Source organism: Candidatus Krumholzibacteriia bacterium (genome assembly GCA_035268685.1).
In the GTDB taxonomy this organism is placed as follows: Bacteria; Krumholzibacteriota; Krumholzibacteriia; order JAJRXK01; family JAJRXK01; genus JAJRXK01.
The window spans coordinates 14476-40443 of sequence record DATFKK010000134.1; the positions used below are offsets into that span (position 1 = coordinate 14476).

The window sequence follows — 25968 nt, forward strand, 5'->3', positions numbered from 1 at the left end:
ATGATCTGCGTCCCACCGAGAATTCCGCTGTCCCTGTCGATCGCCGTCGTGCTGCTGGCCGCCTCCGCCCCGGCGCCCGGTCAGGAACCCACCGGACGCGCCGAGACCGAGGCCTTCGTCGAACGCCGGCTCTCCTCGCTCACCCGCGACGACGGCTGGTTGTCGCTGGTCGGTCTCTTCGTCCTGAACCGACCGCAGCTCACGCTGGGCAGCGACCCGGAGTCGGATCTCGAATTGCCCGACCGTCATCCCGCTCGCGTGGGAACGCTTCTCGTGGGCGAGGACGGGGTCCGGTTCCGCGCGGCATCCGACGTCGAGGCACGGGTCGACGACCGCGCGATCGACGCGCTGCGTCTGGAATCCGACACCGAGGGCACCCCGACGGTCGTCGAGGTCGGCCCGCTGCTGTTCTACGTGATCGAGCGCAACGATCGTCCCTATCTGCGGGTGAAGGATCGCGAAGCGCCTCTGTTGCGCACCTTCGACGGCATCGAACGCTGGGACTACGATCCTGCCTACCGCGTCGAGGCGCGTTGGCTTCCCCACGCGGAGTCGCACGAACTGTTCGTGCCGGACGTCCTGGGCGGCGGGTCCGGGGTCGAGTGCCGGGGCGTGCTGGAGTTCGAACTGCAGGGCACGACGCTTCGGCTCGAGCCCACCGGCTACGGTGCCGAGAGGTGGTCGTTCATCTACGGAGACGCCACGAACGGGGTCGCGTCGTACGGGGGCGGTCGCTTCCTCTACTTCGACCCGCCGGGTCCCGACGGGCGGACGACCCTCGACTTCAACCAGTCCTACAATCCTCCGTGTGCCTTCACGCCCTACTCCACGTGTCCGCTCCCCCCGCCGGACAACGTTCTCGACGTGGCCGTCCTCGCCGGTGAGAAGACGTGGGACGGATCGCATTGAGCCCGCGCCGGCCCCGGCAGGCCGGCCCGTGGATCGCCCTGCTGCTCGTGCTCGCCGGTTGCCGCGGGGAAACACTCCGGGGCGGGATCGACACTCTCGACCCGGCGGACACGATCGTGGCCATCGGCGTGGTCGACCTGCGGCCCGGCGACGTCGACCCCGCGGTCCTGCCGGCCCTCGTGTCGGCCGCCGAGGACGCCGTCCACTGGACCGACGCACGGGCCTCGGGAACCGGAACGGCGGGAGCACTCGCCGTTCTCGACGGCCGTCCCGCCCTCGACCAGGTCCGGACGCCGCGAGACCCGGCCTCTGCCTGGGAGGACGCCGGTCGCCGCTTCGAGGTCCACGGGATCGCCCCCACCCTGCGCTCCGAACCCGAAGCCAGCCGCGCGCTGGGGGCGGATGTCGCGGTGGTCGGGAACGATCTCGCGTCCTTCGACCCCCCGCCCGACGGAGGGGTCCACGCGCTGCTCGTCGATCCCTTCGCCACCGGCACTCCACCGGGCCCGCCCGCTCCCGGAGCGTCGAGGGTCGAGGGGCTTCGCTGGATCGACACCGATCTCGTCGATCGGATCGACGCTCTGCGCGAGCGCGAAGGCGTCCACGTGCTCTTGTACGGCATCGTGCGCTCGCCCGGCCGCACGCGCGCGGCTCCCTTCGGACCGGGCCGGAGCGACGACCCCGTCGCATCGCTCACGGTCCCGGTGCTCTGGTGGGAGCCTCGGACCGACGCGCGCGGCGCGCGCCTCGACACGCCGATCACCGCGCGTGATCCGGTGTCGACGATCCTCGGACGTGAACGCCGTTCCGCCGGGCAACGATGGGCCGTGTGGTTCAACGCCGGCGGGGGCGGCGTCGCCCTCGAGGTCGGTGAACGCGTCCTCGTCCACCGCGGACAGGGGCCCTTCGAACTCCGGGCGGTCGCCGACGGATCTGCCGAGGGCCCCGATCTGGCCGACGACGAGCCCTCCACGGCGACCGCTCTCGCAGATCGATTCGCCGAGATCCTCTTCGGGAGACGTCCTCGCGCGTGGATCGCCCTGCGGGGGAGCGAAGCCGTGGACTTCGTCGACCTCACCGTTCTCACCAGCGCCGCGGTCGAACCCTGGGCCCTCGAGGACATCGACACCGTCCGTGACGACCATCCCCGGATCCTGCGGTGCAACCTGGCCGCCGAGCCGCGGGCCGACGGCGTGGTCGTCGAGCTCGGTTGGCCCCCCGTCCCGGTCGAGGCCCGGATCACCGGCAGCCTGGACCAGGCCTCGTGGCTGGGCCCTCTGGTGCACCTGGGGCAAGAGGCGCGGATCTGGGGACGCTCGACCCTGCGGCTCGAGCCCTGGTCACGGGCGTTCTGGACGGCCAGCAGTGGGACCTGGCCCGAGGCGGCCGACTCGTGGTGGCGCGACGCGCCGGTCGGTCTGCACGCGATCGTGACCGGCGACCGGAACGCTCCGGCACCGGCCACCTGGGCCGACTAGGACGACCTCTCGGGTACGGCCTCCCGCACGTGCGCCGGCACCGGCCGCAGGTCCCAGATCAGACCGAGCTTGCTCATGACCCACAGTCCCCAGTACGTCGGGTCGTACTCGTACCAGAAGAAGCCCATGCGCGCGCTCGACGGATAGTGGTGATGGTTGTTGTGCCATCCCTCGCCGAGCGTGATCAACGCGAACAGCCAGTGATTGCGACTGTCGTCCTTCGTGGCGTAGCGGCGCGTGCCGAACGTGTGGGTGAGCGAGTTGATCGTGTAGGTGGTGTGGTAGAGCAGGAGCGTCGACACGAAGAAGCCCCACACGAGCATCTGCCCGCCGCTGGTGCCGAGCGACGGTGCCATGCGCTCCAACAGCGCCCCCAGGCCGAACATGCCCGCCCCGGCCACGATCCCCGGCAGTACGTGGAAACGGTCGAGGAAGCGCAATTCGGGATAGCGCGCCAACTCCTTCACCTTGTTCATGGCGGTCGGCTTGAACGGACCGCTCAGCACCCAACCCACGTGACTCCACCAGAATCCGTGCCGCACCGGCGAATGGACGTCCTCGGGCTCGTCACTGTACCGGTGGTGGTCCCGATGGTGCGCCGCCCACCACAGCGCGCCCTTCTGCACGGCCGTCCCACCCCAGAAGGCCATGATCGCCTGCATGACGCGAGAGGTCTTGAAGGCCCGGTGTGAGAAGTAGCGGTGGTAGAAGCCCGTGATCGCGAACATACGGACGAGCCAGAATCCGAAGGCCACCCAGGCCGCCACCGGGCTGAAGCCGACGACGAAGGCGAGCAGCGGAGTGAGATGCATCAACAGGAACGGCAGGCTGCGCATCCACTGGATGGTCTCGCGCTTCTGGCCGCGGCGGAGCGTCACCCCGAAATGGCGGAACAGGGCGATCGCATTGCGCATGAACTCACCCCGCGTGCGCGCGGGCGTAGGGGGCTCGTGCTTGGGAGCGGTACTCACGGTCGTCATCGATCGGCATCCCCCGAACGAAGTCCTCGGAACAGGCCCGGCGACTCGACACTTCGTCGCCGGACCGGGTACGGATGTGCACCGACACCGCGCCCCGCGATCACGACGGTCGCTCCGCCGGACGCGACACGCTGCGCCGGAAGGCGGCCCGCAACGCGAACCCGAGCGGGATCGGCGCCGTTGCCCCCAGGGCCTCGGCCACCCGCTCGAGCGGCGCGGTCGACGTCCCCGGCAGGGCCCCGAAGGCCGCCGGGCCGAGCGTGCGCAGCGCGATCCACGCCGGCCCCAGGCACAGGGGCACGCCGGCCGGAGCCGGTGAAGGCCACGAACAGCAGGACGGTACCGTACAGGAACTCGCGTGGGCCGACTCCGGTGGCCGTCGACGGAGCGCTCGAGTCCAACGCGGCCGCGACGGCGACCAGGGGCCCGGAATCTCGCAAGCCGTACGGAGAACTTAGAATCTGGGTGTTGGGATGTCCAGATTGTCGATCAGGAACGCGTAGCGGTCGGCCAACTCCTCGATCACCTTCGCCGTCGGCTTGCCCGCGCCGTGGCCTGCTTTGGTCTCGACCCGGATCACCGTGGGAGCGTCCCCGCGTTGCATCTCCTGCAGCCGGGCCGCGTACTTGAAGCTGTGACCCGGCACGACACGGTCGTCGTGATCGGCAGTGGTGACCATGACCGCCGGGTACTCCCGAGGCTCGAGGTTGTGATACGGCGAGTAGGCGTAGAGGGTCTCGAACTCGTCCGGGTCCTCGCTGCTCCCGTAGTCGCTCACCCACGCCCATCCGATGGTGAAGCGGTGGAAGCGCAGCATGTCCATGACCCCGACCGCGGGCAGAGCCGCGCCCCACAGGTCGGGTCGCTGGTTCACCACCGCGCCGACGAGCAGTCCTCCGTTGCTCCCACCCTGGCACGCCAGCTTCTCCGGTCGCGTGTAGCCCTTCTCGATCAACCACTCGGCCGCGGCCACGAAGTCGTCGAAGACGTCCTGCTTGTCGTGCACGATTCCGGCCCGGTGCCACTCCTCGCCGTACTCGCCGCCGCCGCGCAGATTGGCCATGGCGAACACGCCGCCCATCTCCAACCACACCAGTCGTGACACCGCGAAGCCCGGCGTGAGCGAGACGTTGAAGCCACCGTAGCCGTACAACAGTGTCGGGTTGTCGCCGTCGAGCTCGAGGTCCTTCCGATGGACCAGGAACATCGGCACCCGCGTTCCGTCCTTGCTCCGGTAGAAGACCTGATCGGTGGTGTAGGCGTCGAAGTCGAAGGCGATGTCGGGCTCGCGGAAGAGCTCGCTCTCACCGCTGGCGAAGTCGTAACGGTAGATCACCGTGGGGTGCAGGAACGACGTGAACGAGTAGTAGGTCTCGGTCGCGTCGTAGCGGCCGCCGAAGCCGCTCACGCTGCCCAGCGAGGGCAACGCGACCTCCCCGATCACGGTCCCGTCGAGTTCGTGCAGGACGATCGCGTCGTGGGCGTCGTGCATGGTTTTGGCCACCAACATGCCGGCGGTCAGGCTGGCGCCCTGCAGGACGTCCGCGGTCTGAGCGATCACCGTCGTCCAGTTCTCGCGCGCGGGCTCGCGCGTGTCGATGGCGATCAGCCGTCCCCGCGGTGCGTCGAGGTCGGTGCGGAAGTAGAACACCGGGCCGTCGTTGCCCACGAAGGTGTAGTCGGCGTCGAAGTCCGGCAGCAGTTCGACGACTTCGGAGCCCGCGGCGAATTCACGGTAGAACACACCGTTCTTCTGGCTCGTGCCCTTCCACACCGACAGGATCAGGTACCGGCCGTCCTCGGTGACCTCGGCGCCGAAGCCCCACTCCTTCTGATCGGGACGCTCGTAGACGAGTTCGTCCTCGCCCTGGGCCGTGCCCAACCGGTGGAAGTAGACCTTCTGGTGGTAGTTGGCCTGTTCGTGCTCGTCGCCCGCGGCCGGTTCGTCGTAGCGGCTGTAGTAGAAGCCGCTGGCGTCGGGGGCCCAGCTCGCGCCACTGAACTTGCTCCATTCGACGACGTCGTCGAGGTCTTCGCCGGTGTCGACGTCGCGTACGTACCAGGTGCGCCAGTCGCTCCCGCTCACGCTCAGCGAGTAGGCCATGGACTTGCCGTCGTCGCTGATCTCGAGTCCACCCAGGGCGACGGTCCCGTCCTCGCTCGACGTGTTCGGATCGAGCAGCACGCGCGGCTCGCCTCCGTCGTCCTGCACGTACAACACACTCTGATTCTGCAGACCGTCGTTCTTGAACCAGAAGAGACGGTCGGCCACGCGCCACGGGGTGCCGAAGCGTTCGTGGTTCCAGAGTCCGGTCAAGCGCTCACGCAGCGGCCCGCGGCTCTCGAGCGACTCGAGGTAGTCGAAGGTGACCTCGTTCTGGGCCTCCACCCAGGCCGCGGTCTCGTCGCCGTCCTGGTCCTCGAGCCAGCGGTACGGATCGGCGACCTTCGTGCCGTGATAGTCGTCGACGACGTCGACCTTCCGGGTCTCGGGATACTGCATTCCACTTCCAATGGCGGGGTGTCGTGAACACGGCGAGCACCGCGGACCGCGGCCGCGGCCGCGGCCGCGGCGAGGCGGTCGCAGGATGCGGCGCTCGGTTTCGCAGGTCAAGCCGTCCGGCGCTCCACATGGCCGAATCTCCGGCGGCTCCATAGACTTCCCCGCGGACCCGGCATCCACGGTATCCACCGTGACCGTGTTCGCGTCCCCCAGCGAGAGGGCAGACCGTGTTCGTGGACCATCCCTCGATCGAGGTCAGCAACCTGGAGACGATTCCCGGCCGGACGATCGTCGCGCATTTCGGCGTCGTCACCGGCAGCACCGTGCGCGCCAAGAACTTCGGCAAGGATTTCCTGGCGGGTCTGCGGAACATCGTCGGTGGCGAGCTGAAGGAGTACACCGAACTCCTGCAGGAGGCCCGCCACGACGCCGTCATGCGGATGTGCGAACAGGCGCAGCAGGTCGGGGCGAACGCCGTGGTGAACGTCCGCTTCGCCACCAGTGCGGTGGCCTCGGGCGCGGCCGAACTCTACGTGTACGGAACCGCCGTCGAGGTGCGGTAGATCGTGCCGCTCGAATTGGACCTCGCGCTGCGGGTCGGGATCCCGGTCCTGCTCGTGGCGCTGGGATTCTTCTGGGGAAGCTTCGTCGAGCGACGGCACTACGCCTCGATCGAACGGCGTGAGCGGGAGCGACGGCCGATCCCGGTGACCAACGTGCGCGAGCTCGACCGGAATCGCCGCGTGGCGAGATCGCAGCTGGTCAGCGCGAGTGTCGTCGTGTCGGTGGACGCCTTCAAGGCCATGGTCGGCGCGATCCAGATCTTCTTCGGCGGCCGCGTACGGGCCTACGAGTCACTGGTCGACCGTGCGCGTCGCGAGGCGATCCTGCGACTGTTCGACGAGGCGGGCGCGGCGGACACCCTGGTGAACCTGCGGGTGGAGACCTCGATGATCGATCAGAACGAGCCGGGTGCCAATGCGACCAGCATCGAGGCGCTCGCCTACGCCACCGCCGTGGAGTACGAATCGTGAACACACCCTACGTTCCGTCGGACCCCGGTCCGAACCCGAACATCTCCGACGCTCCTCCCTGGCGGATGGTGGCGTTGCTGGCCGGTGGATTCGTGGCGGTCCTGGTGGTGGCGTGGCTGGTCCTGGGATGGATCGGGGGAGCCCTCGCGACCCGGATCCCCGACGACGTGGAACGTCGCCTCGGCGAGGTGTTCTCGGTCGAGACGATGCAGGGTCAGGACCCCGTGTCGCTCGCCGCGCGCGATCACCTCCAGGACATCGTCGATGCGATGGCCACGCATCTTCCGGCACGGGGACTGCGCTACCGCGTGGTCGTCGTCGACGACCCCGCCGTGAACGCGGCCGCGGTACCGGGCGGAGGAATCCTGGTGTTCCGCGGTCTTCTCGACGCCGCCGAGAGCGAGAACGAGATCGCCATGGTGCTCGGACACGAGATCGCCCATCATCACCACCGTGACCACCTGGAGCGCATGGGACGTCAGGTCGTCGTGGGGACCGTGCTCAACGCGATCTTCGGCGGGACGACAGGCCTCGAACAACTGAGTCGGGTGGGCACCGAGGGCTTCGAGCGCAAGATGGGCCGTGACGACGAGCGCGCAGCCGACGCTCTCGCGCTGGAACTCCTGAACGCCACCTACGGACACGTGGGAGGCGCCACCGACTTCTTCGAACGCATGGTCCACCGCGACGGCAGTGCGGCGCTCGCCTGGTTGCGGACCCATCCCATGTCCACGGAACGCATCGAGCGGATCCGGAGTACGGCCCGGGAACACGGCTACCGCTTCGGTCGCCCGGAACCGCTGCCCGACTTCGGCGCGGGAGGCTGACACCCGCCATGGATCCTCGCACACGCATCGCCGGCCACGCCTGGACGCTCTGGCCCTCGATCCGGCAGCGGATCCTGCCCGTGTCCGCACCCGAGTCCGTGCCCTGGAGCACTCCTGCGCACTCGGACATCGGCGAGATCCGGCTGTCGGGCCGCTGGCGTGGCGAACCCAGCACGGTGGCGGTGGTCGTCCTCCACGGTCTCGGCGGCAGCCACCAGCGTCCCTACTGTCTGCGGGCTGCGCAGGCGATCCAGGCCCACGGCTGGAGCTGTCTCCGCCTCGCCCTGAGGGGGGCGGACGGCCGTTCCCGCGACTTCTACCACGCCGGCCTGACCGACGACCTCGACGCGACCCTGGCCTCCCCCGTGCTCAGGGACTACGAACGGATCGTCCTGCTCGGCTACTCCCTCGGCGGCCACATCGCGCTACGCTATGCCTGCGACCGGCCCGACCCCCGCGTGCGCGCGGTGGCAGCGATCTGCTCACCCCTGGACCTCGACCGCACTGCCCACTACCTCGACCACCGCGCATGGCCGCTGTACCGCCACTACGTCCTGCGCGGCCTGTTGACCATGTACCGGCGGATCGCCGAGAAACGCCCCGTACCCACGCCTCCCGAGGAACTGCTGGGCGTGCAGACCCTTCGCGAGTGGGACTCGCTCACCGTGTGCCCGCGCTGGGACTTCGGCAGCCCCGAGGAGTACTACGCCACGCAGAGCGTCGGTCCCCTGCTACGCTATCTGCACGTGCCCTCGTTGCTCGTGGTCAGCCGGCAGGACCCGATGCTCGCGCTCGGCGACATCGAGGTCTCACTCGACGGCGCCAACCCGCTGCTCGAGGTGCGCCGGGTCAGCGCCGGCGGGCACGTCGGATTCCCGCGCCGTCTCGACCTCGGCGAAGACGCTCCGCGCGGGCTGGAACGTCAGGTGCTGCGCTGGATGGAGCGCCGTCTTCGATGAAGGCCCGCGAGCGGATCGTGGAGACGGTCCTCGCGATCCCCCGCGGGCGCGTGGCCAGCTACGGTCAGGTCGCCGCCCTTGCCGGACTTCCCGGCCGCGCCCGGTTGGTGGGACGGGTGCTGTCGTCACTCGGCGCCGACAGCCACGTGCCCTGGCAACGCGTGATCAACGCGGCCGGGCGGATCAGTCTACCCGAAGGCACCGACGCACACGCGTTGCAACGAGCGTTGCTCGAAGAGGAAGGCGTGGACTTCGAGGGCGATCGGGTGCGCGACCGGCGTGCGTGGTGGAACCCCGGGGAGGGGTCTCCCTGAAAGAACGCAACCCGGGGCGTCCCCCGGGTCACGTCGACACCTATCTTGCGGTGGGCCTCTTGTGGTCTGACTTGCCCAGGCCCACGGCGTAGAGGGTACGTGTCTGGCGAAGGAGATGCTGAGCGGTCACGGACCGGGCGCCACCTCCGCCTCACGTTCAATAGTATCGACGACAGACCGTTCCCACTCAAGGGGCAATTTGTGATCCGCGTGCCCCAGGCCGTCCGTTCCGCCCTATCTTGCCATTCCACGCACGGTTGACCCCGCCGCGCGCTTGCCCGAGAGTGCCGGGGTTGCCCACCGGTCGGCCGTCCCGGAGCAAGGCGGCGACCCGGGCCTTCTCCGTCGCAGTCCGACCCTCCAGTCCCTGGTCGTGCGCATGAAAGACGTCCGTGACCTCGGCCCGCATCTCGCGCCCCCGAGCGACCTGAATCCGAACCCGGATCCACTGCTCGACTTCCCCGACCGCGAGTGGGACGAGCTGAGCGAGTCCGACTACCACGAGCTCGGATTCATGGGTGGGCTCGAAGTCCACCAGCAGCTCGACACGGCGACCAAACTCTTCTGCCGGTGCCCGACGGGTCACTACACCGACCACGCCGACGCCGAAGTGTTGCGCCACATGCGACCCACGCTGAGCGAGCTGGGCGAGTACGACGGCACCGCGCTCATGGAGTTCAAGACGCGCAAGGAGATCGTCTACCTGCTCGACCGTCGCAGCGTGTGCACCTACGAGATGGACGACACGCCGCCCTTCGAGGTCGACGACGAGGCGGTGCGGGTCTCTCTCGAGATCGCCGACCTGTTCGATCTCGATCCGGTCGACGAACTGCACGTCATGCGCAAACAGTACCTGGACGGATCGATCCCCACGGGCTTCCAGCGCACGGCGATGATCGGACTGAACGGCCAGGTCCCCTTCCGTGTCCCGGAACTCGGAATCGACCGCTCCCTGCGCATCCGGCAGCTCTCGCTCGAGGAGGACAGCTGCCGCGAGGTCAGCGACATCGGTCATCGCGTCGTCTTCCGGACCGACCGTCTGGGAATGCCGCTGACCGAGGTGGTGACCGAGCCCGAGTTCTACTCGCCGCTGGAATTGCAGGCGGGGGCGCGGCTGGTGGCGAACACCACCCGTGTGTGCTCGCGAACGCGCCGCGGTGGAGGCGCTGCGCGCCAGGACGTGAACGTGTCCGTGGCCGGCGGCCGGCGGATCGAGATCAAGGGCGTGAGCCACCACCGCGGTCTACCCCGACTGGTGCACAACGAGGCCTACCGCCAGCTGAACCTGCTGCGCATCCGCAGCGAACTGCAACGCCGCGGCGTGACCCACGAAGCACTGCTGATCCCCGACGGTGGACTCGCGTGGGACGTCTCACCGATGGCCGTCGAGGCCACGAACGCGCTGCGCAAGAGCGACTTCGCACCCCTGCGCGACGCCGTCGCGGCCGGAGGCATGGTCGCCGCGTTGCGCCTGCCCGAGTTCCGCGGACTCCTCACGCATCGCACCCAGAGCGGGATCATCTTCGCCCAGGAGATGTCCGAGCGGATGCGCGTGATCGCGTGCCTGACCGGCCGCCCGTTCATGATCCACAGCGACATCGAGGGCTACGGCCTGCGCGGCAGCGAATGGCAACAACTGCGCAAGGCCCTGCGCGCGAGCAAGACCGACACCATCGTCCTGGTCTGGGGTCCGCGACAGGACGTCGACACCGCCGTCCGCGAAGCGTTCATCCGGGCCCAGGATGCTCTCGCCGGCGTCCCCGCCGAGACCCGCCAGGCACGGCCCGACGGCACGACCGGTTTCGAACGCATCCTGCCGGGTGCAGACCGTATGTATCCCGACACCGACACTCCACCCATGCCGATTCCGCCGGCGTGGATGGAATCGATCCGTGCCCGTCGCCCCCGCCGGCCGTGGGAGCGCGAGGACGCCCTGCTGGCGCTGGGGCTCGACCGGACCGCCGCCCAACGGCTCGTGGCCTCGCCGTGGATCGGCCTGTTCGAGAGACTCGACGTTCCCGCGGGAGACACAGCCCGTCTCGCCGAACGCGCCATGCAGCACCGGCTGCCACGCCTCGTGCGCGAGGACGGTGTCGAAGCGCTGCCCGGCGCCGACCGGTTGCAGCCGTGGGTCGACGCCATCGGAGCGGGTGACCTGACGGCATCGACCGTCGAGAACGCGCTCGAACGGATCCTGGCCGAGACCTCGCGTCCGGCCGAGGCCGTGCTCGAACGCATGCGCCCGCACCCCGGCGACCAGCGCGCGCTCGATCAGCTCGTGAAGGACGTGGCGCGCGAGGCTCCCTCGCTACGCCGCCGTGACGAGCCCGACGCCGTGCTCCGCTGGGCCATGGGCCGCATCATGCCGACCATGCTCGGTCACGTGGACCCACGCACCATCCGCGATCGGGTCGAGACCGAACTCGACTCCACGATCCGTTCCGGTTCGGTCGAGTGACCCCCGAAGAGGGAGACCCCGAGTGAACGACGATCTCTACAAGGGCTACCGCTCCCCGATGCGCGACGTCATGGAGCGCGAGGGCGTCACGGTCTGGTGCGAGGTCCGCGCCGTCACCGAGCGCGGGGTGTTCGAGGGATTGATCCTTCCGCGCAGCGAGACGAGCGATCCCGAACACCTGGTGATCAAACTCCCCACCGGTTACAACATCGGGTTGCGACACGACCGGATCCGCGCGCTCGAGGCGATCGGTTTCCGCGAGGCGCACTACAAGGTTCCCGAACAGGAATTCCCGGTCGACGCCGCGAAGCCGAACGTGAAGCTCTTCGGGACCGGCGGCACGATCGCGTCGCGTCTGGACTACCGCACCGGAGCCGTCATCCCGGCCTTCACGCCGGGCGAGCTCTACGGTTCGGTCCCCGAGCTGGCCGATGTGTGCAACCTGCAGACCGAGAAGCTCTTCGGGGTGTTCAGCGAGAACATGGGGCCGGAACAGTACGTGGAGCTGGCCGAGAACGTGGGCCAGGCGATCCGCGACGGCTACCACGGCGTGGTGATCGGTCACGGCACCGACACCATGCACCACACCGCCGCGGCGCTCAGCTACATGGTGCAGAATCCGCCGGTGCCGATCGTCATGGTCGGTAGCCAGCGGAGCAGCGATCGCCCGAGCAGTGACGCGGCCCGCAACCTGATCGCCGCGACCACGGCCGCGGCACACGGCGATATCGCCGAGGTCCTGGTGTGCATGTTCGGTCCCACCAGCGATCGCTACAACCTGCTGCACCGCGGGACCCGTGTGCGCAAGATGCACAGCTCCTACCGCAGCACCTTCCGCACGCTCGGCGACATCCCGGTGGCGATGCTCGAGATCGACGAACGGAGGATCACCCCGCTGAAGGACGACATCCGCCCGCGCCGCAAGGACACCGAGGTCGACGTGCACGCGGTCTTCGACGACCAGATCAGCCTGCAGTACTACTACCCGGGCATGAAGGCCGACGTCTTCGACGCGCTGGTCGACGCCGGATACCGCGGCATCGTCATCGCGGGTACCGGCCTGGGCCACGTCAACCGCCAGGTCTATCCGGCGCTCGATCGCGCCCGCGAAGCCGGCGTGCTGGTCTTCATGACCCTGCAGACCCTGTGGGGCTTCGTGCAGATGCACGTGTACGAGACCGGCCGCGAGATCCTGCAGCTCGGTGTGGTGCCGTTGGCGAACATGCTCCCCGAGGCGGCCTACATAAAGCTGGGCTGGGCCCTGGGGATGCACCCTGACGATCCAGGAGCCGTCGAATCGCTCATGCGCACGCCACTGGCCGACGAGATGACTCCGCGCGAACCGCACGACGGGTATCTCGTCTTCCAGGGCGGCGTGCCCGAGATCGAGGGCTTCATGACCGGCAGCTGGAAGTAGGCCGGGCCCGACGTCCGACGTACGAAGGCCCCCGCTCCACTCCGGAGCGGGGGCCTCGTCGTACGCGGAACACGAAGAGCGACTAGAAGCGGCTCTTCAGCGCGCCGAAGCTGCTGTCGTCGTTGCTCACCGGCGAGCAGGCCTCGTTCCGGCCCGGGTTGGTGAGCTGCAGGATCAGGTCGAGCTCGGTGGCGTCGTCTCCGGTCTCCAGGGAGTCCGCACCGCCGATCGTCCACTCGGTCGGATCGAAGGTCGGGTTGGCGCTGTTGGTCAGACGCTGGGCGTAGCCGTCGGTGTACTCCCAGACCTCACCCGAGCCGTCGACACCGATCACGCCGTAGACGTCGATCAGGGTGGCGTCGCTGCCGTCGCCGGTGGCCGGGCCCTCGTACAGGGCGATCACGTCGTCACCGTTGAAGAAGGCGCCGAGGTCGAAGTTGTCGGGATCGAAGCCGTAGGTGTCGAAGAACAGGCCGATCCCGGGCTCGTCGCCGAACTCGTACGAGATCACGTAGGTCTCGCAGGAACCGAGCGTGCCGGACAGCACCGTCGAGGCGCCGCCGCCGAGCTCGGTGCCACCGTTGTTGAAGTTGCCGATGCTGTAGTTCGACAGGTCGACCGGATCCTGACCGGTGTTCGTGAGTTCCACGAACTTCGGCAGACCACCGGGCAGGGTGGCGTCGACGACTTCGCTGATGATCAGGTCGGCCTGGGCCGGCAGGGCGGTGACGGCCACGAGGCCGGCGCCCAGCAAGAGCTTCCGTAGCATTGTGTCTCCTTGGTCCTCCACGGTGCAGAGGCGTTCGGACGGGCGCGAGGACAGCAGGGGGCCGCGCGCACGGGGTTCAGGTCCGACGATCGTCGACGATCGTGGACGCGTGCTTCCAGTGTAACCGACCAGACCCAGGTCCGGGAACGCGTCCTTCTCCGATCTCGGGCAAGATCCGGTGAAGAGGTGAAAGTGGGGCGCAATCACACGCTGCCGTCGACGGTCTTCGGGCTCAGACCGTCGACGCCTCGGCGAGCATCGCCCGCATCTCCTCTTCCATCGCCTTCGCGGTGGCCTCGGGGCCGGTGAGCTTGAAGAACACGAGACCCTGCGGTGCCTCGACGATCGCACCGACCATGCGGTAGCCCTCCATGGCCTTGGTGCGGCCGCCCGTCATGGGACCACCGCCCATGCTCATGTTGTAGGTGCCGTCGACTTCGACGAAGTGGACGTCGAGTCCATTGGCCGTGGTCAGCTTGCTCCGCACCGCCACCGCGCCGGCATCGCCGCCGTCGGGTGCCTCCATCTGCCCGACCCAGCGGCCGATGTTGCTCTCGACGTCGCCGCCCTGATTCGGACCGAAGTAGAACACGTTCAACTCGGCGGGTTCGGTGTCGCCCTCGACCGGTGGATGCGTGTACTGCGCTTTCCGCATGCGGCTCGGTCCGAGGTCCTTCCACGCGTCGGCCGGCGCGAAGCGGATCCCGGCCAGGGTGACGGCACCGCCGGTCGGCTGCGCAGGAGTGTCACCGGGGTTCGCCGGAGCGACCTCCTGGGCCGAGGTCGAGGCATTCGCCTGCTCCCCGGACGACGAGTCTCCGCCGCCACATCCGGCGACGAGAAGAGCGCTGCACACAGCGATGGGCAGGGTTCGTAGCAGATCCATGGGTTCTCCGCGAGGCTCGGGTCGAGACGTCCAGGGGGCAGCGCGGCACTATAACACGCTGCCCCCGGACGGCCACGGCAGAGCCCGCCCTCAGGACGCGCGGCGCCCGACCACGTGGTGGTTCTGGGCCGAGGCCGAGCGGATCGTCGCCACTCCGAGCAAGCGGTCCTCCTGCCGCGACGGCCCTTCGCCCCGTCGGGTCCACGGATAGATCTCGCGCACGACCAGATCCAGCGTCACCGGACACGGCCGGCCGGTGATCGCGTCGACGAACTCGCGCAACGCGTGGCCGAGCTGCGAGGTCCGGAGGACGACGCCCGTTCCCCCTTCGGTCCGCAGGACGTGGCGACCGCTCTCGAGCACGATCCGGCCGTCGAGCGCGATGGATCGGCCCTCGAGCGTGTCGACCCCCGCCTCGGCCCCGAGATCGAGACGGTCGAACGTGCGGAAGCCCACCTCCTGGGCAAGGGGCCCGCGGACCGGCTGCTCGTCCGACGAGGCGAGTCGAGCCACCCGCTCGAGGACCAGATCACGGGCCAGGACCTGTCCTGCGCAGTGCACCCTCTCCACCCGCAGCTCACCGTCGGCCGCCACGGCGTCCACGATCAACGGCGCCGACCGGGCCCGCATCTCGTTCAGCCAGGGCATGACCTCGTCGGCGCCCTCGAAGCACAGGAAATGACCGTCGGCAAGGATCATGTAGGGCCCCGACGCGTAACGGACCCGCCGGATCTCGTGACGCACCAAGCGGGAATGGTCCGGGTCGAGCACCGCCGACCACCAGCTCTGCTCCACCGTCGGCCGTTCGGCGCGGGCGAACATCTGACCCAGGGGCACGGTCTCGTACCGGTCGCCGGTGTGGCGCGCGACGACCACGATGGCCACCGCGACGATCAGCACCGGGATCGCGCGCAGCGCGAAGGCTCCGGCCACGGCCTTGGGCCCCCGCTCCCAGACGGACTGGTGGCGCTGCTCGATGGTGTCGACGTAGCTCGTGTACGGCTCCGACGACGTCGCCACGTGCAGGGGCTCCCCGGGCGGCTCGGGCAAGAGGTCGGCGCCCTCGAGCACCTTCACGTCGCGATCGCGTACGACCTGCGCCACGCGAGTGAGCCGGTCGGCGGTCACCAGCGCGTGCAGGTCCGAATCGAAGTCCATCTCGTGCCAGAGGAAGGCCTGGTTGGGCCCGAGCACGGAGTCGTAGCTCTCCCCGTCGGGCGGGGGCTCCACTTCTTCGAGGTCGAGGGCCTTCTCGATCTGATGGCCCTCCCAGGGGCCCATGTAGTTGTGGAACCGCAGGTGATAGAGCTCACCGTGGGCTTCGATCGTCAGTTCGCGTTGCATGACGTGTCCCCTCCGTCCGGGAAGCGATCCCCGGCCCGGCGAGACACCGGTCACAGCGGTCCGACCCCCCGGAGGCATCTCCGCCATGACCGGAGCGACACGGGGTCGGGATTCGAGTGTGCGCCCGAACGCCCCGTCGGTGACTTCGAAATGTGTGATGTGCCCGGAACGGTGATCAGAAGGCGTGCCCGAAGGACAGGTCCCCCTCGATCGACTCCTCGCCGACGGCCAGATCCGCGCGGATCAGGAGATCCCGGTCCTCGGTGGCGTGCAGGCGCAGCCCCACCCCGACGGTGGGTCGCATGGTGCCCAGCTTGAAGTCGTTGTAGGCGGGCGCGACGTTCGCCAACCCGCCGAAGGCCACCCCGTCGAGCCGCCCGATCAGTGGTCGCCGCCACTCGGCCTGCACGGCGGCCATGCGCCGCTCCAGGAAACGCCCCCGCTGGTATCCCCGCGAATGCGCGCGTCCCCCGACGGCGGCGTAGCGCCAGATCGGAGGGTCTCCGAAGAGAGCGAAGGTGAAGGCCTGCAAGGCCAGGACGTTCCCGCCTCCGAGGTCGTGGTACGAGCGGAAGTCCAGGTGGTAGTTCTGGAACGCGAAGTCGCCGCTCATGTCCTCACTGAAGAACAGTGCGAATCCCTGGGCGTGGACACCACTGCTCGGTGCATAGAGGTTGTCGCGGCCGTCCCACTCCCAGACGATTCCGGCGCCGGCGGCGTTGTCGCAGCAGAGGCCCGGATAGTCCCGTGTGTCGAGCAGGCCACCGTCTTCGGTCTCGAGGTAACGGAAGTCGTTCCACTCGACCCGCCCGCCGACGCGGAAGCCGTCGAACACGCGGTGGAAGAGTTCGACGTACGCGAGCAGGCTCTGGGGGCGGTAGGTCTCTTCGTTCGACTCCGGCGAGTCCGATCCCAGCCCCCAGAACCGCCGCGCGAGGGTCTCGAATTCGACCTTGCTCTTGAGGAACCAGGTGCCCTTGCCGAAGTAGACCGTCGCCACGGCCTCGGCCGATCCGTGGCCGGTCGTGTGCAGACGCCCCTTCACCGTGAACTCGGAATCGACGGAGAGATCGCCCTGAAGTGGTGTACGGAAGGGTCGGATGGCCTCGAGACCGACCCCGAAGTCGTCCTGGGAGGAGTGGTAGGCCTTGGGCACGAGCACGATCCCGGCCCCGTCGAACCGGGGCGGGAAGAAGTCCCACTCGACCGCCCCGGCCGACGTCGGCAGGACGACGAAGAGCAGGGCCAGGACCGGACCTCGGATCACCCGGCGACCTCCGGGTCGTCGGGTCCACCCTCTCCCGGCCGTGTGGGCCACAGGCCCATCGCCTCGGCGAAGCGGTTCAGGTAGTTGAACATGCCGATCACGCAGGCCATCTCCACGATCTGGTCGTCGTCGAAGTGGGCACGAAGCCGCACGATGTCGGGCTCCTCGATGGCCCGTGCCTCGCGCGTCATGCGCTCGGCGAAGCGCAGTGCCTCGCGCTCGCCCTCGCTCACCGGACAGGTCTCGGGGTCTTCGAGGGTCTCGAGCACCTCATCGCGAATTCCGTGCCGTCTTGCCAAGACGGTGTGCGAGGCGAGTCAGTAGCGGCACTCGTTGATCTGCGACACACGGACCGCGAGCATCTCCTTGAAGCCCACGGTGAGGGTACCGTCGGCCGACAGCACCGCTCCGAAGTGCGCGTTGAACGTCTTCATGAGTTCGGGACGTCGGCCCATCACCCGGAACAGGTTGGGCACGTTCCCGCGCTCGTCGTGGAAGTGTTCGAAGATCCGCTGCAGGCGGGGTTCCACCTCACCCCAGCGGAGGCGCTCCAGGTAGGACACGGGCGACTCCAGGGTAACTGGGCGCGTCGCCGCGGTTCAGCGACTCGAGGACGACACGCCCGTCTCTTCGTCGTCCGTCTCGATCCGGGACGACTTCGGGCTCTCGCGCTGCTCGACCGAGCAGCCGTCGGGCGCCATTCAGGTGGCAATGCCGAATCGCGGCAGCACCCAGCGCTGCAGCGCGAACCAGGCGACCAGGAACAGCAGGACGTAGAGGGTATCCATGGGTGTTCACCCATCCTTCGCCGGGGACGTACGATCAACCGTACGTATCCAAGATGGAGCGGTTCCCGATCTCCCACAAGGCGAAGATCCGCGAGAACCCCACCCGGAGGGGGGCGCCGCCCCGGATTCGCGGCCCCGGGGCCGTCGGGGCTAGACTGACGACTTCCTGCAACGACGAGGAGCCGATCATGGACACCGCCTATCTCGTGACCCGCCCACACCTCGGCCACGTCGCGCCCGAGGACCTCGAATTCGGGCAGAAGATGCTCGGGAAGTTCCTGGGCCAGCTCGTGGGCGCGCCCGAGCCGCCCGAGGCGATCTGCCTGTACACCGAGGGCGTGAAGGCGGCGCTGGAGGGCTCGCCGGTGCTGGGCGACCTCGAGCAGTTGGAGGCCGCCGGGGTCCCGATCCTGCTCTGCGGTACGTGCATCGAGCACTACGGTGTGGCCGACCGCGTGCGCGTGGGCGAGGTGGTCGACATGCAACGGATCGCGATCGCCCTGGGCGGGGCCGACAAGGTCGTCACCGTCTGAGCGGCAGCGCCCCGAGGGTCTTCCCCCGGGGCGCTCCGGATCAGCGCTCCAACCGCAGCCCGGCCATGACCGTGGCCCCCGGCATGGGGTAGCCGCGGTCGATCTCGTACTCGGTGTCGGTCAGGTTCTCGCCGCGCACGAAGGCGGTGACGCCGTGGCCCACCGGCACGTGCAGCGAGGCGTCGAGCAGAACGTAGTCCTCCTGCGTGCCACCACCCGCCGGCGACGGCAGCGACGTGTACAGATCCGACACCGCGTGGGCACCCACGGTGAGCCGGAAGCGCTCGTGGCGGTAGGTCGAGGTCAGGTTCAGGTCGTGTGCGGGGGCCAGTAGCTCGGGGTCCTCGGTGTCGAGCCAGGTGTAGCCGAGCCGGAACTCGAGCTGCCGGACGGGAAACCAACGAAGGCCGGTCTCGACGCCGGCGTGGGAGAACTCGCCACTGTTCAGTCGGCGCGGGGGTCCGGCCGCCTGCGGCACCACCTGGACCAGGTTGTCGCCCTCGGCCACGAAGCCCGTCAGCTCCACGCGCAGCCGCCGGCCCAGCAGCCACTGGTCGACGCCCGCCTCGGTGCTCCACATGCTCTCGGGTTCGAGCTCCGCGTTCGCCGGCGGGAACAGGAACAGGTCGAGCAGCGTGGGGTTGCGGAACGAGCGCCCCGCCGAGGCGCGCAGCGTCGTGCTGCCGGTGAGCTGATGGGTGAGCCCGACGTAGGGCAGCCACTGCGTATCGCCCTCCTCGAGATCGAAGCTCTTCACGAAGCGCAGGCCCGCGGTCAGGTCGAAGCGCGCGGGCAGTCCCTGCTCGAGGAAGCCGTAGACGTCGACCTGGTCGAGCGTCTCGTCCACGAGGTCACCGCCGGCACTCGGGTTGCGGGCGTCGCCGCCGTAACGCGCCAGATCCACGCCGAAGGTGGTCACCGTGGTCTCTCGGGCGCGCAGGCTCTGGTGCGCGGACAACCCGGCGTAGAAGTCGTTCGAGTCGAAGCCGTCGGAGAATTCGTGGTCGCCCCAGCTGTAGAAGGCGCGCAGCGTGCCCTCGAGCCGCTCGCTGCGGTTGTGCAGGGCGATCGAGGTGCGACCGCGCAGGTACTCGCGGATCGAGTCGGCCGGCGCAGTGGCGGCGCCCACGGCGTTGGGCTGTTCGTACTCGGCGTCGACCAGGTTCAGGTCGCCCACCAGTCGCCACTGCGCGCCGAGTTCGCGCTCGACCTTGACCGTGCCTCCGAGATTCTCGAAGCCGTCGTCGAAGTCGTCGCGGTGACCGTCGGTACGGTTGAAGGTGAGTCCGGTGAAGACCGAGGTCGGTCCCTCGTTGTACTGCGCCGAAAGGCTGTTCTCGCTCGTCGTCTCCGAGCCGAAGCTCGTCATGGCCGACGTCGACCAACCCTCGCGCCCGCTGCGGCGGGTGACCAGGTTGATCGCCCCGGCCATGGCGTTGCTGCCGTACAGCACCGACGCCGCTCCACGGATCACCTCGACGCGCTCGACGTCCTGGGTCGCGTAGGTGTCCGAGATCGGATGGCCGAAGATCCCCATGAACTGCGGCTGGCCGTCGATCAGCATGAGGATGCGCGTGTTCGGCTGCCCACTGATCCCGCGGATGCTGATGTTGCCGCCCGAGCCCGGCCCGATGCCGAAGCCCGTGGTGGTGCGCTGCTGCAGGAACACGCCTGGCACGGTGCTGGCCACGGTGGGCAGGACGTTGTCGGTGTCGTCCTCGAGGGTCTCGCGACCAACCACGGTCACCGTCGCGCTCACCGACCGCTGCGGGCGGACGATGCGCGAGCCCGTCACCACGACGGTGTCGGGGAGGACGTAGGGATGGTCGGACGTGCCCTCGGTCGATTGCGTTCGGGCCGGACTGGCGGAGAAGGTCGTGAACAGGACAAACAGGAACAGCCAGGGGGCGGCCGTCTTCATCGGGTCCTCCGGTCGTCGGTGCGTTCGAAGATCGAATGGCGGTCGAGGTCGAGCCAGTACTGCAACGAGAGCCGGCGGATCTCGTCGAAGTAGGCGTCGGTGAGGTTGCCGTAGCGCTCGGCGGCGGTGCGGACGTCGGTGCGGATGTCCGCGAGGACTTCGTCGGACAGGGCGAGTTCGAGCGAACGATCGCCCTTGGTGAAGCGGGCGCGCACCTGCGGGCGGCCGCCGTCGACGTTCTCGATCGTCCCGCGGCCCAGACTGGCTCCGGTGGCGACCTGCAGTCCGTCGGCCAGACAGCTCACGGGAGGCTTCGGCCCCGCCCAGGTCGTCACGCGCAGTTCGTCGAGATCGGCGTCGAGCAGCTCCCGCGCGAGGATCCCCATCTTCACGCCGACGATCGAATAGATCCCCAGGTGACGGTGCAGCTCGTTCGTGAGTACCGACGCCCGCCATTCCTCGAGGCCGTGGCGCTCGAGGATCGGGTCGACCACGGGCGCCACGTCGGGCAGGAACTGCTCGGGATCGGTGGGGTAGCGCTCGAGCACGACGTAGGGACGCGGCTGCGGTCCGTGGTCGTCGGAGAAGCGATCGCGGTAGACCGTCCGCGCGAAATCACGATCCCAGTCGGCCAGTGACGCCGTGCGGGCCTGGATCGGGTTGGTGTCCGACCACGACTCGAAGCGCGCGACCAGCGGCTGCAGGGCGACGATCGCGGCCAGGTCGTCGGCCACCGAGTCCGCCTGCTCGAGGGCGTGCGCGCGCAGATCGTCGACGGCGTGCAGAGCGGCGAAGGCCTCGGCCGCGGGTGTGGACTGCGACTCGACGGCGTCGAGCAGGGCGGCGTCGAACAACGCCACGTCACCCGCCGCGGGGGTCACCAGCCGCAGGTCGATGCCCAGGTCGAGGATCGCGTCGGCCGCGGCGCGGTCGCGTTCGAGGTTCCACTGCGCGCCCGGATCGTCGCTGCGCGGGTCGGCGGCCCAGTACACGGAGTGGATCGCATCGACGATCCCCGGATCGGACTCGATCAGGGCCGCGAGGTTGGTCAGCGGACCGAGGCAGAGGATCCTCACCCCGGCGCCGTGCTGGGCGCTGATCCACTTCCGCACGTGGGCCAGGGGGTCGCCGTCGGTGCGGCGGTCGTCGCGGATCGGCAGACCGGCGTCGCGCAGGTTCGCCCGCACGAAATCGCGGAAGGGCGGCGGCGATGCCCCGACGGACCGGCCCGCGACCACCGGAACGTCTCCGCGGCCGAGCCGCTCGATCCACGCCTCGACCACGAACGCACCCTGGGCCGGCCCGAGCACGCCGTCCGAGGTGACGATGCCCGCCACCTGGGGACGGGGCTGGGCCAGCACGACGGCCAGGGCACGCAGGTCGTCGAGACCGGCGTCGGTGTCGATCAACAGTGGCGGTTCGGCGACGTCGTGCGCCGCGACGGGCGTGACGGCGAGGGCGACGAGGACCGCGAGCACGATCGCGGTACGGGAGCGTGGCATGACGGGGCCTCCCGGTGGATATTACGAATTGCGAACTCGTAATACGCTGCACCAGGCGGCCCCGCTCGACCACTGTGGAGATGTGAGAAGACCGACGCGGTGCGGGATCAGAATCGCGCGGGCGGCGCCGGCCGATTGTCGAGGATCGACTCGATCCGCTCGACGACGTCTCCGGTGAGCTTCGGCAGCACCTCGAGCGCGTCGAGGTTCTCGGCCAGCTGATCGGTGCGCGACGCCCCGAGGATCACCGTGCTCACCCGCGGGTTCAGCAGACACCACGCGATGGCCAGCTGGCCGAGCGAGCAGTCGAGATCGGCCGCGATCGGTTCGAGACGGCGCGCCTTCTCGATCTTCGCCTGCCCTTCCTCGTTCTCGAAGAGGCGGCGCAGCCACTCGTAGCCGGGCAGCGTCGGCCGCGATCCCTCGGGAATGCCGTCGCGGTACTTGCCGGTGAGGATCCCGCTCGCCAGCGGCGACCAGATGGTGGTGCCGATCCCCGCGGTCTCGTACAGCGGGCGGTACTCGGCCTCGACGCGCTCACGGTGGAACATGTTGTACTGCGGTTGCTCCATGGTCGGCGCGTGCAGATGGTTCGCGCGTGCCACGCCGACCGCCTCCTGGATCTGCTGCGCGTTCCATTCGCTGGTTCCCCAGTACAGCACCTTTCCCGCGCGGATCAGCTGGTCCATGGTGAACACCGTCTCTTCGATCGGCGTGTCCACGTCGGGACGATGGCAGAAGAACAGGTCGAGGTGGTCGACCTGCAGCCGCCGGAGCGCCGCGTCGCAGGCCTCGCGCACGTGCTTGCGGTGCAACCCGCGCTGGGTCGGGCAATCGCCGCCCCAGAAGACCTTGCTCGACACGACGTAGGTGTCGCGCGGCCAGCCCTCCTTCTTCAGCACCTCGCCCATCAGGCGCTCGCTCTCGCCGGCGGCGTAGGCCTCGGCGTTGTCGAAGAAGTTCACGCCCCGCTCGTAGGCCAGCCGCATGCACGCGGCCGCCTCGTCGAGCTGCATCTGCGTGCCGAAGGTGACCCAGCTGCCGAAGGAGAGAGCGCTCACGGGGAGACCGGAGCGGCCGAGGCGGCGGTAGGACATGTCCATGGTGGGATCCTCACGGGTCGGGGTCTGTGGGTGGTCGTGATCGTGGTCGTGATCGGACATGCTAGGCGGCACACCGGGGGAATCAAGGGCGGCGGCTTCCGTTCGGTCGCGCGAGCGGGTAGGCTGGATCCCGAACGGACTCCCGCGAAAGGCCCGCCCCGTGATCGCTCACCTGCTCTCGCGCGCTCGCCGTGTCGTCGTCGGTGTCGCCCTGTCGGTGGTGCTGCTGCCGTCGGCCGGCCAAGCCGACCTCACGATCGTCTCCGGCGACTGCGGCGAACTCGACACCGAGCTCCTCGATGCGTCCCCCCACCTCTTCACGACCACCGTCGAGGTCTTCGAGTGCGACTTCGTCGAGGCGGGCATGACCGAGGGCGGGCTCGAAATCTTCACCGACGGCAACGCGGGCGGCAGCTCGATCTACTCCGAGATCCTCGCCCACGATCTCGCCGCGGCCTGCGACGGCGCGACCCTGCTGAAGACCGAGACCGAGATCCTCTACGACGATCCCAACGGCAAGAAGACCGATCTACTGGTCGAGATCGACGGGACGAGGATCGGGGTGAGCGTGACGCGGGCCATCACCTTCCCGCCCGGAACGCCGCTCACCCTGGCGCGCGCCGAGGAGGTCCTCTTCGACAAGCTCGACGACGTCCGCGCGAGCAGCGCCAACGTCAGCGCCACCGACGCCTGGCAGAAGCAGATCCTGGTGGTGGAGGTCCCCGTCGGGAGCGATCGCGATCAGGTGGTGGCCGCCTACGGCAACGCGGATCCCGCGCGGCGGGCCGACACGATCGTGTGGGCCGTCGACACCGACGGCAGCGACGAGTTCCTGTACTTCGGCGACGCGCCCACCTGCGAGTCCACCGCGGCGCCCGCGGCACCCGCTCCCCTCGTGGTGCGTGCCTTCCCGAATCCCTTCAACCCGACGACGACCTTCGCCTTCGAGCTCGAGCGGCCCGCGTCGGTGTCCCTGCGCATCCTCGACGCACGGGGACGGGTGGTCCGCACGCTCGCGGCCGGCCGGGCCCTCGCCGCCGGCGATCATCGGCTCCGCTGGCGCGGCCGCGACGACCACGGAGTCGCCGTGGGCAGCGGCGTCTATCTCCTGCGGCTGACGGCCGGCGACCGCAGCGGATGGCGCCGCGTGGTGCTCGTGGAGTGACGGCGCTCAGGACTGCGCTTCGCGTGCCTTGCGGGCGTCGACGAAGCTCTTGATCGCACCGACGAGGAAGATCACCGACAGCAGCGCCATGATCGCCTGGGAGACGGCGGCCTCGGGGCGCTCGACCTCGCCGCCCTGCGCCACGGAGATCGCTCCGGGAATCCCGCGGGCGCTCCCGATCAGGGCGAGCAGTGCCAGAACCGCCGCGGCGTGACCGGCGTGCTTGATCTTCGACTCGTCGCGCATCACCAACCCGAGCACGACGAAGACCACGCCGAAGAAGGCCGGGATGAGAGCCGTGATGCTCTCCTGACCCGTGGCGAAGTACGCGATCAGACCGAGCAGGACGAAGAGGACGCCGAAGATCGTGGTGAACCGGGACACCGTGGCTCCAGAGAAGGGGGAGGTCGGGGCACCCGCGGTCGCGGGCGGAGCCACAAGCTAGTCGTGGTGCGGGGGGAATCAAGCGCGGGGGCGGCCCCGATCGGAACCGCCCCCGGCGCAGGACCTCTCAGGCCAGCAGCTTGCGCTCGCGGGCCTGCTCGGTGAGTTCGTCGCGGAACTGCGGGGCCGCGATGCTGATCAGTGCCTCGGCCCGCTCCCGCAGGTTCTTGCCGAAGAGGTTCACCGCACCGAATTCGGTCACGACCCAGTGCACGTCGGCCCGACTGGTGACCACGCCCGCCCCCTGCTTCAGGAACGGCTGGATCCGGCTCAGGGTGCCCTTCTTCGCCGTGGCCGGCAGGGCGATGATCGGCATGCCGCCCTTGCTCTTGGCCGCGCCGCGGATGAAGTCGACCTGACCACCGAAGCCCGAGTAGATGTACGGACCCATGGAGTCGGAACACACCTGACCGGTGAGATCGACCTCGATCGCCGAGTTGATGGCCACCATGTTGTCGTGCTGGCTCACGATGAAGGGGTCGTTCACGTACTCGGTCGGATGCGCCTCGATCAACGGGTTGTTGTCGAGGTAGTCGTAGAGAGCGTCGCTGCCGAGCGCGAAGGTGATCACGACCTTGCCCGGATGCAGGGTCTTCTGACTTCCACTCACCACACCACGTTCGATGGCCCGCATGGCGCCGTCACTGAGCATCTCGGTGTGGATCCCGAGGTCGAGCTTTCCCTCGAGCGCCCCGTAGACCGAGTCGGGAATCCCGCCGATGCCCATCTGCAACGTGGCACCCGGCCGGATCAGTGGCACGATGTGACCCGCGATGGCCTTCTCGACGTCGCTGGCATCCTTCGTGTGCAGGTTCGGCAGGGGCGCCTCGTGTTCCACGACCGCATCGACCCGGCTCACGTGCACGAAGGCGTCGCCGAGCACGCGCGGCATGTTCGGGTTGACCTGGACGATGACCTTCTTGGCAGAGGCCGTCGCCGCCTTCGAGGCCAGGACCTCGATCCCCAGGCTCATGAAGCCGTGCTCGTCGGGAGGCGAGACCTGGACCATGGCCACGTCCAGCGGCACGATCCCCTCGCAGAAGAGACGCGGGATCTGGTGCAGGAAGATCGGCATGTAGTCCGCGCGGCCGTCGTTCACGGCGGCGCGATCGGCCGGGCCCACGAACAGCGAATTGTGGCGGAAGTGCCCTTCCATGCCGGGCTGGGACAGCAGGTCCTCGCCCAGCAGGAGCACGTGGTTCAGCTGGACGTTCTGGAGCTCGTCGCGCCGCTCGGCGAGTGCACTCACCAGGGCCGACGGGATCGCCGCGTTCCCCCCGTAGTACACCCGGTCCCCGCTACGAACCATGCCCACGGCTTCGGCCGCACTGGCCAGCTTCGACTTGTAGTCGTCCACCCAGCTCATG

The 25968-nt window shown here is 68.9% G+C and carries 25 protein-coding genes; 11 read left to right on the forward strand and 14 right to left on the reverse strand.

Features of this window, described 5'->3' with window-relative positions; translation table 11 throughout:
* Nucleotides 1-909, forward strand: a complete 909-nt coding sequence (locus VKA86_12685; GenBank protein HKK72070.1) for a DUF1684 domain-containing protein — start codon at nt 1-3, stop codon at nt 907-909.
* Nucleotides 891-2387: a hypothetical protein gene (locus VKA86_12690; protein ID HKK72071.1), complete on the forward strand. Its 1497-nt coding sequence runs from the start codon at nt 891-893 to the stop codon at nt 2385-2387. The genes VKA86_12685 and VKA86_12690 overlap by 19 nt, the downstream gene beginning before the upstream one ends.
* On the opposite strand, the gene VKA86_12695 is transcribed toward VKA86_12690, so the two are convergent.
* The 3 genes from VKA86_12695 to VKA86_12705 all read right to left on the reverse strand — a co-directional run bounded on the left by VKA86_12695 (nt 2384) and on the right by VKA86_12705 (nt 5870).
* Nucleotides 2384-3358: an acyl-CoA desaturase gene (locus VKA86_12695; protein HKK72072.1), complete on the reverse strand. Its 975-nt coding sequence runs from the start codon at nt 3356-3358 to the stop codon at nt 2384-2386. The two genes, VKA86_12690 and VKA86_12695, sit on opposite strands and share 4 nt — an antisense overlap.
* Before the next feature lie 109 nt (nt 3359-3467).
* Nucleotides 3468-3668, reverse strand: a complete 201-nt coding sequence (locus VKA86_12700) for a hypothetical protein (GenBank protein ID HKK72073.1) — start codon at nt 3666-3668, stop codon at nt 3468-3470.
* A 153-nt stretch (nt 3669-3821) separates the two neighbouring features.
* The gene (locus VKA86_12705; GenBank protein ID HKK72074.1) at nt 3822-5870 is read right to left on the reverse strand and encodes a prolyl oligopeptidase family serine peptidase; all 2049 of its coding nucleotides are present in this window, start codon (nt 5868-5870) and stop codon (nt 3822-3824) included.
* Nucleotides 5871-6118: 248 nt separating this feature from the next.
* Here VKA86_12705 and VKA86_12710 point away from each other — a divergent pair, with 248 nt between their 5' ends.
* The 7 genes from VKA86_12710 (at nt 6119) to gatD (ending at nt 12879) form a co-directional block, all read left to right on the forward strand.
* Nucleotides 6119-6433 (forward strand): YbjQ family protein, encoded by a 315-nt coding sequence (locus VKA86_12710; protein HKK72075.1) that lies wholly within the window; start codon nt 6119-6121, stop codon nt 6431-6433.
* Between the two features lie 3 nt (nt 6434-6436).
* Nucleotides 6437-6904, forward strand: coding sequence for a heavy metal-binding domain-containing protein (locus tag VKA86_12715; GenBank protein ID HKK72076.1), 468 nt, complete (start codon nt 6437-6439; stop codon nt 6902-6904).
* A complete protein-coding gene (locus VKA86_12720; GenBank protein HKK72077.1) occupies nt 6901-7731 on the forward strand; it encodes a M48 family metallopeptidase in 831 nt (276 codons plus the stop codon). Before VKA86_12715 ends, VKA86_12720 begins: the two co-directional genes overlap by 4 nt.
* Nucleotides 7732-7739: 8 nt before the next feature.
* Nucleotides 7740-8690: an alpha/beta fold hydrolase gene (locus tag VKA86_12725; protein HKK72078.1), complete on the forward strand. Its 951-nt coding sequence runs from the start codon at nt 7740-7742 to the stop codon at nt 8688-8690.
* Nucleotides 8687-9004, forward strand: coding sequence for an MGMT family protein (locus tag VKA86_12730; GenBank protein HKK72079.1), 318 nt, complete (start codon nt 8687-8689; stop codon nt 9002-9004). Before VKA86_12725 ends, VKA86_12730 begins: the two co-directional genes overlap by 4 nt.
* 379 nt (nt 9005-9383) lie before the next feature.
* Nucleotides 9384-11462, forward strand: coding sequence for a Glu-tRNA(Gln) amidotransferase subunit GatE (gatE, locus tag VKA86_12735; GenBank protein ID HKK72080.1), 2079 nt, complete (start codon nt 9384-9386; stop codon nt 11460-11462).
* Between the two features lie 22 nt (nt 11463-11484).
* Complete coding sequence (gatD, locus tag VKA86_12740; GenBank protein HKK72081.1) at nt 11485-12879, forward strand: Glu-tRNA(Gln) amidotransferase subunit GatD; 1395 nt, start codon at nt 11485-11487, stop codon at nt 12877-12879.
* Between the two features lie 82 nt (nt 12880-12961).
* On the opposite strand, the gene VKA86_12745 is transcribed toward gatD, so the two are convergent.
* From VKA86_12745 to VKA86_12770, 6 genes are all read right to left on the reverse strand, one after another.
* Nucleotides 12962-13648, reverse strand: a complete 687-nt coding sequence (locus VKA86_12745; GenBank protein HKK72082.1) for a lamin tail domain-containing protein — start codon at nt 13646-13648, stop codon at nt 12962-12964.
* Between the two features lie 232 nt (nt 13649-13880).
* Entirely contained in the window at nt 13881-14534 is a 654-nt protein-coding gene (locus VKA86_12750; protein ID HKK72083.1) for a hypothetical protein, read from the reverse strand.
* 90 nt (nt 14535-14624) lie between these two features.
* Complete coding sequence (locus VKA86_12755) at nt 14625-15878, reverse strand: hypothetical protein (protein ID HKK72084.1); 1254 nt, start codon at nt 15876-15878, stop codon at nt 14625-14627.
* Between the two features lie 175 nt (nt 15879-16053).
* Nucleotides 16054-17145 (reverse strand): hypothetical protein, encoded by a 1092-nt coding sequence (locus VKA86_12760; protein ID HKK72085.1) that lies wholly within the window; start codon nt 17143-17145, stop codon nt 16054-16056.
* Complete coding sequence (locus tag VKA86_12765; protein HKK72086.1) at nt 17142-17414, reverse strand: hypothetical protein; 273 nt, start codon at nt 17412-17414, stop codon at nt 17142-17144. Before VKA86_12765 ends, VKA86_12760 begins: the two co-directional genes overlap by 4 nt.
* A gap of 48 nt (nt 17415-17462) precedes the next feature.
* Complete coding sequence (locus VKA86_12770) at nt 17463-17708, reverse strand: carboxymuconolactone decarboxylase family protein (protein ID HKK72087.1); 246 nt, start codon at nt 17706-17708, stop codon at nt 17463-17465.
* 413 nt (nt 17709-18121) lie between these two features.
* Here VKA86_12770 and VKA86_12775 point away from each other — a divergent pair, with 413 nt between their 5' ends.
* Nucleotides 18122-18466 carry a hypothetical protein gene (locus tag VKA86_12775; GenBank protein HKK72088.1) on the forward strand — a complete coding sequence of 115 codons (345 nt, stop codon included), beginning with the start codon at nt 18122-18124 and terminating at the stop codon, nt 18464-18466.
* Between the two features lie 40 nt (nt 18467-18506).
* Here the strand turns inward: VKA86_12775 and VKA86_12780 are convergent, their stop codons facing one another.
* The 3 genes from VKA86_12780 to VKA86_12790 form a co-directional block, all read right to left on the reverse strand.
* Nucleotides 18507-20387, reverse strand: a complete 1881-nt coding sequence (locus VKA86_12780; protein HKK72089.1) for a TonB-dependent receptor — start codon at nt 20385-20387, stop codon at nt 18507-18509.
* Complete coding sequence (locus tag VKA86_12785; protein ID HKK72090.1) at nt 20384-21889, reverse strand: nucleoside hydrolase; 1506 nt, start codon at nt 21887-21889, stop codon at nt 20384-20386. Before VKA86_12785 ends, VKA86_12780 begins: the two co-directional genes overlap by 4 nt.
* Before the next feature lie 107 nt (nt 21890-21996).
* Nucleotides 21997-22986, reverse strand: coding sequence for an aldo/keto reductase (locus VKA86_12790; GenBank protein HKK72091.1), 990 nt, complete (start codon nt 22984-22986; stop codon nt 21997-21999).
* Nucleotides 22987-23152: 166 nt separating this feature from the next.
* Between VKA86_12790 and VKA86_12795 the strand changes: the two genes are divergently transcribed.
* Nucleotides 23153-24157 carry a FlgD immunoglobulin-like domain containing protein gene (locus VKA86_12795; GenBank protein HKK72092.1) on the forward strand — a complete coding sequence of 335 codons (1005 nt, stop codon included), beginning with the start codon at nt 23153-23155 and terminating at the stop codon, nt 24155-24157.
* A 6-nt stretch (nt 24158-24163) separates the two neighbouring features.
* Here VKA86_12795 and VKA86_12800 read toward each other — a convergent pair whose 3' ends face one another.
* A complete protein-coding gene (locus tag VKA86_12800) occupies nt 24164-24541 on the reverse strand; it encodes a hypothetical protein (protein ID HKK72093.1) in 378 nt (125 codons plus the stop codon).
* A 127-nt stretch (nt 24542-24668) separates the two neighbouring features.
* Complete coding sequence (locus VKA86_12805) at nt 24669-25967, reverse strand: acetyl-CoA hydrolase/transferase C-terminal domain-containing protein (protein HKK72094.1); 1299 nt, start codon at nt 25965-25967, stop codon at nt 24669-24671.
* Nucleotide 25968: the final 1 nt, after the last annotated feature.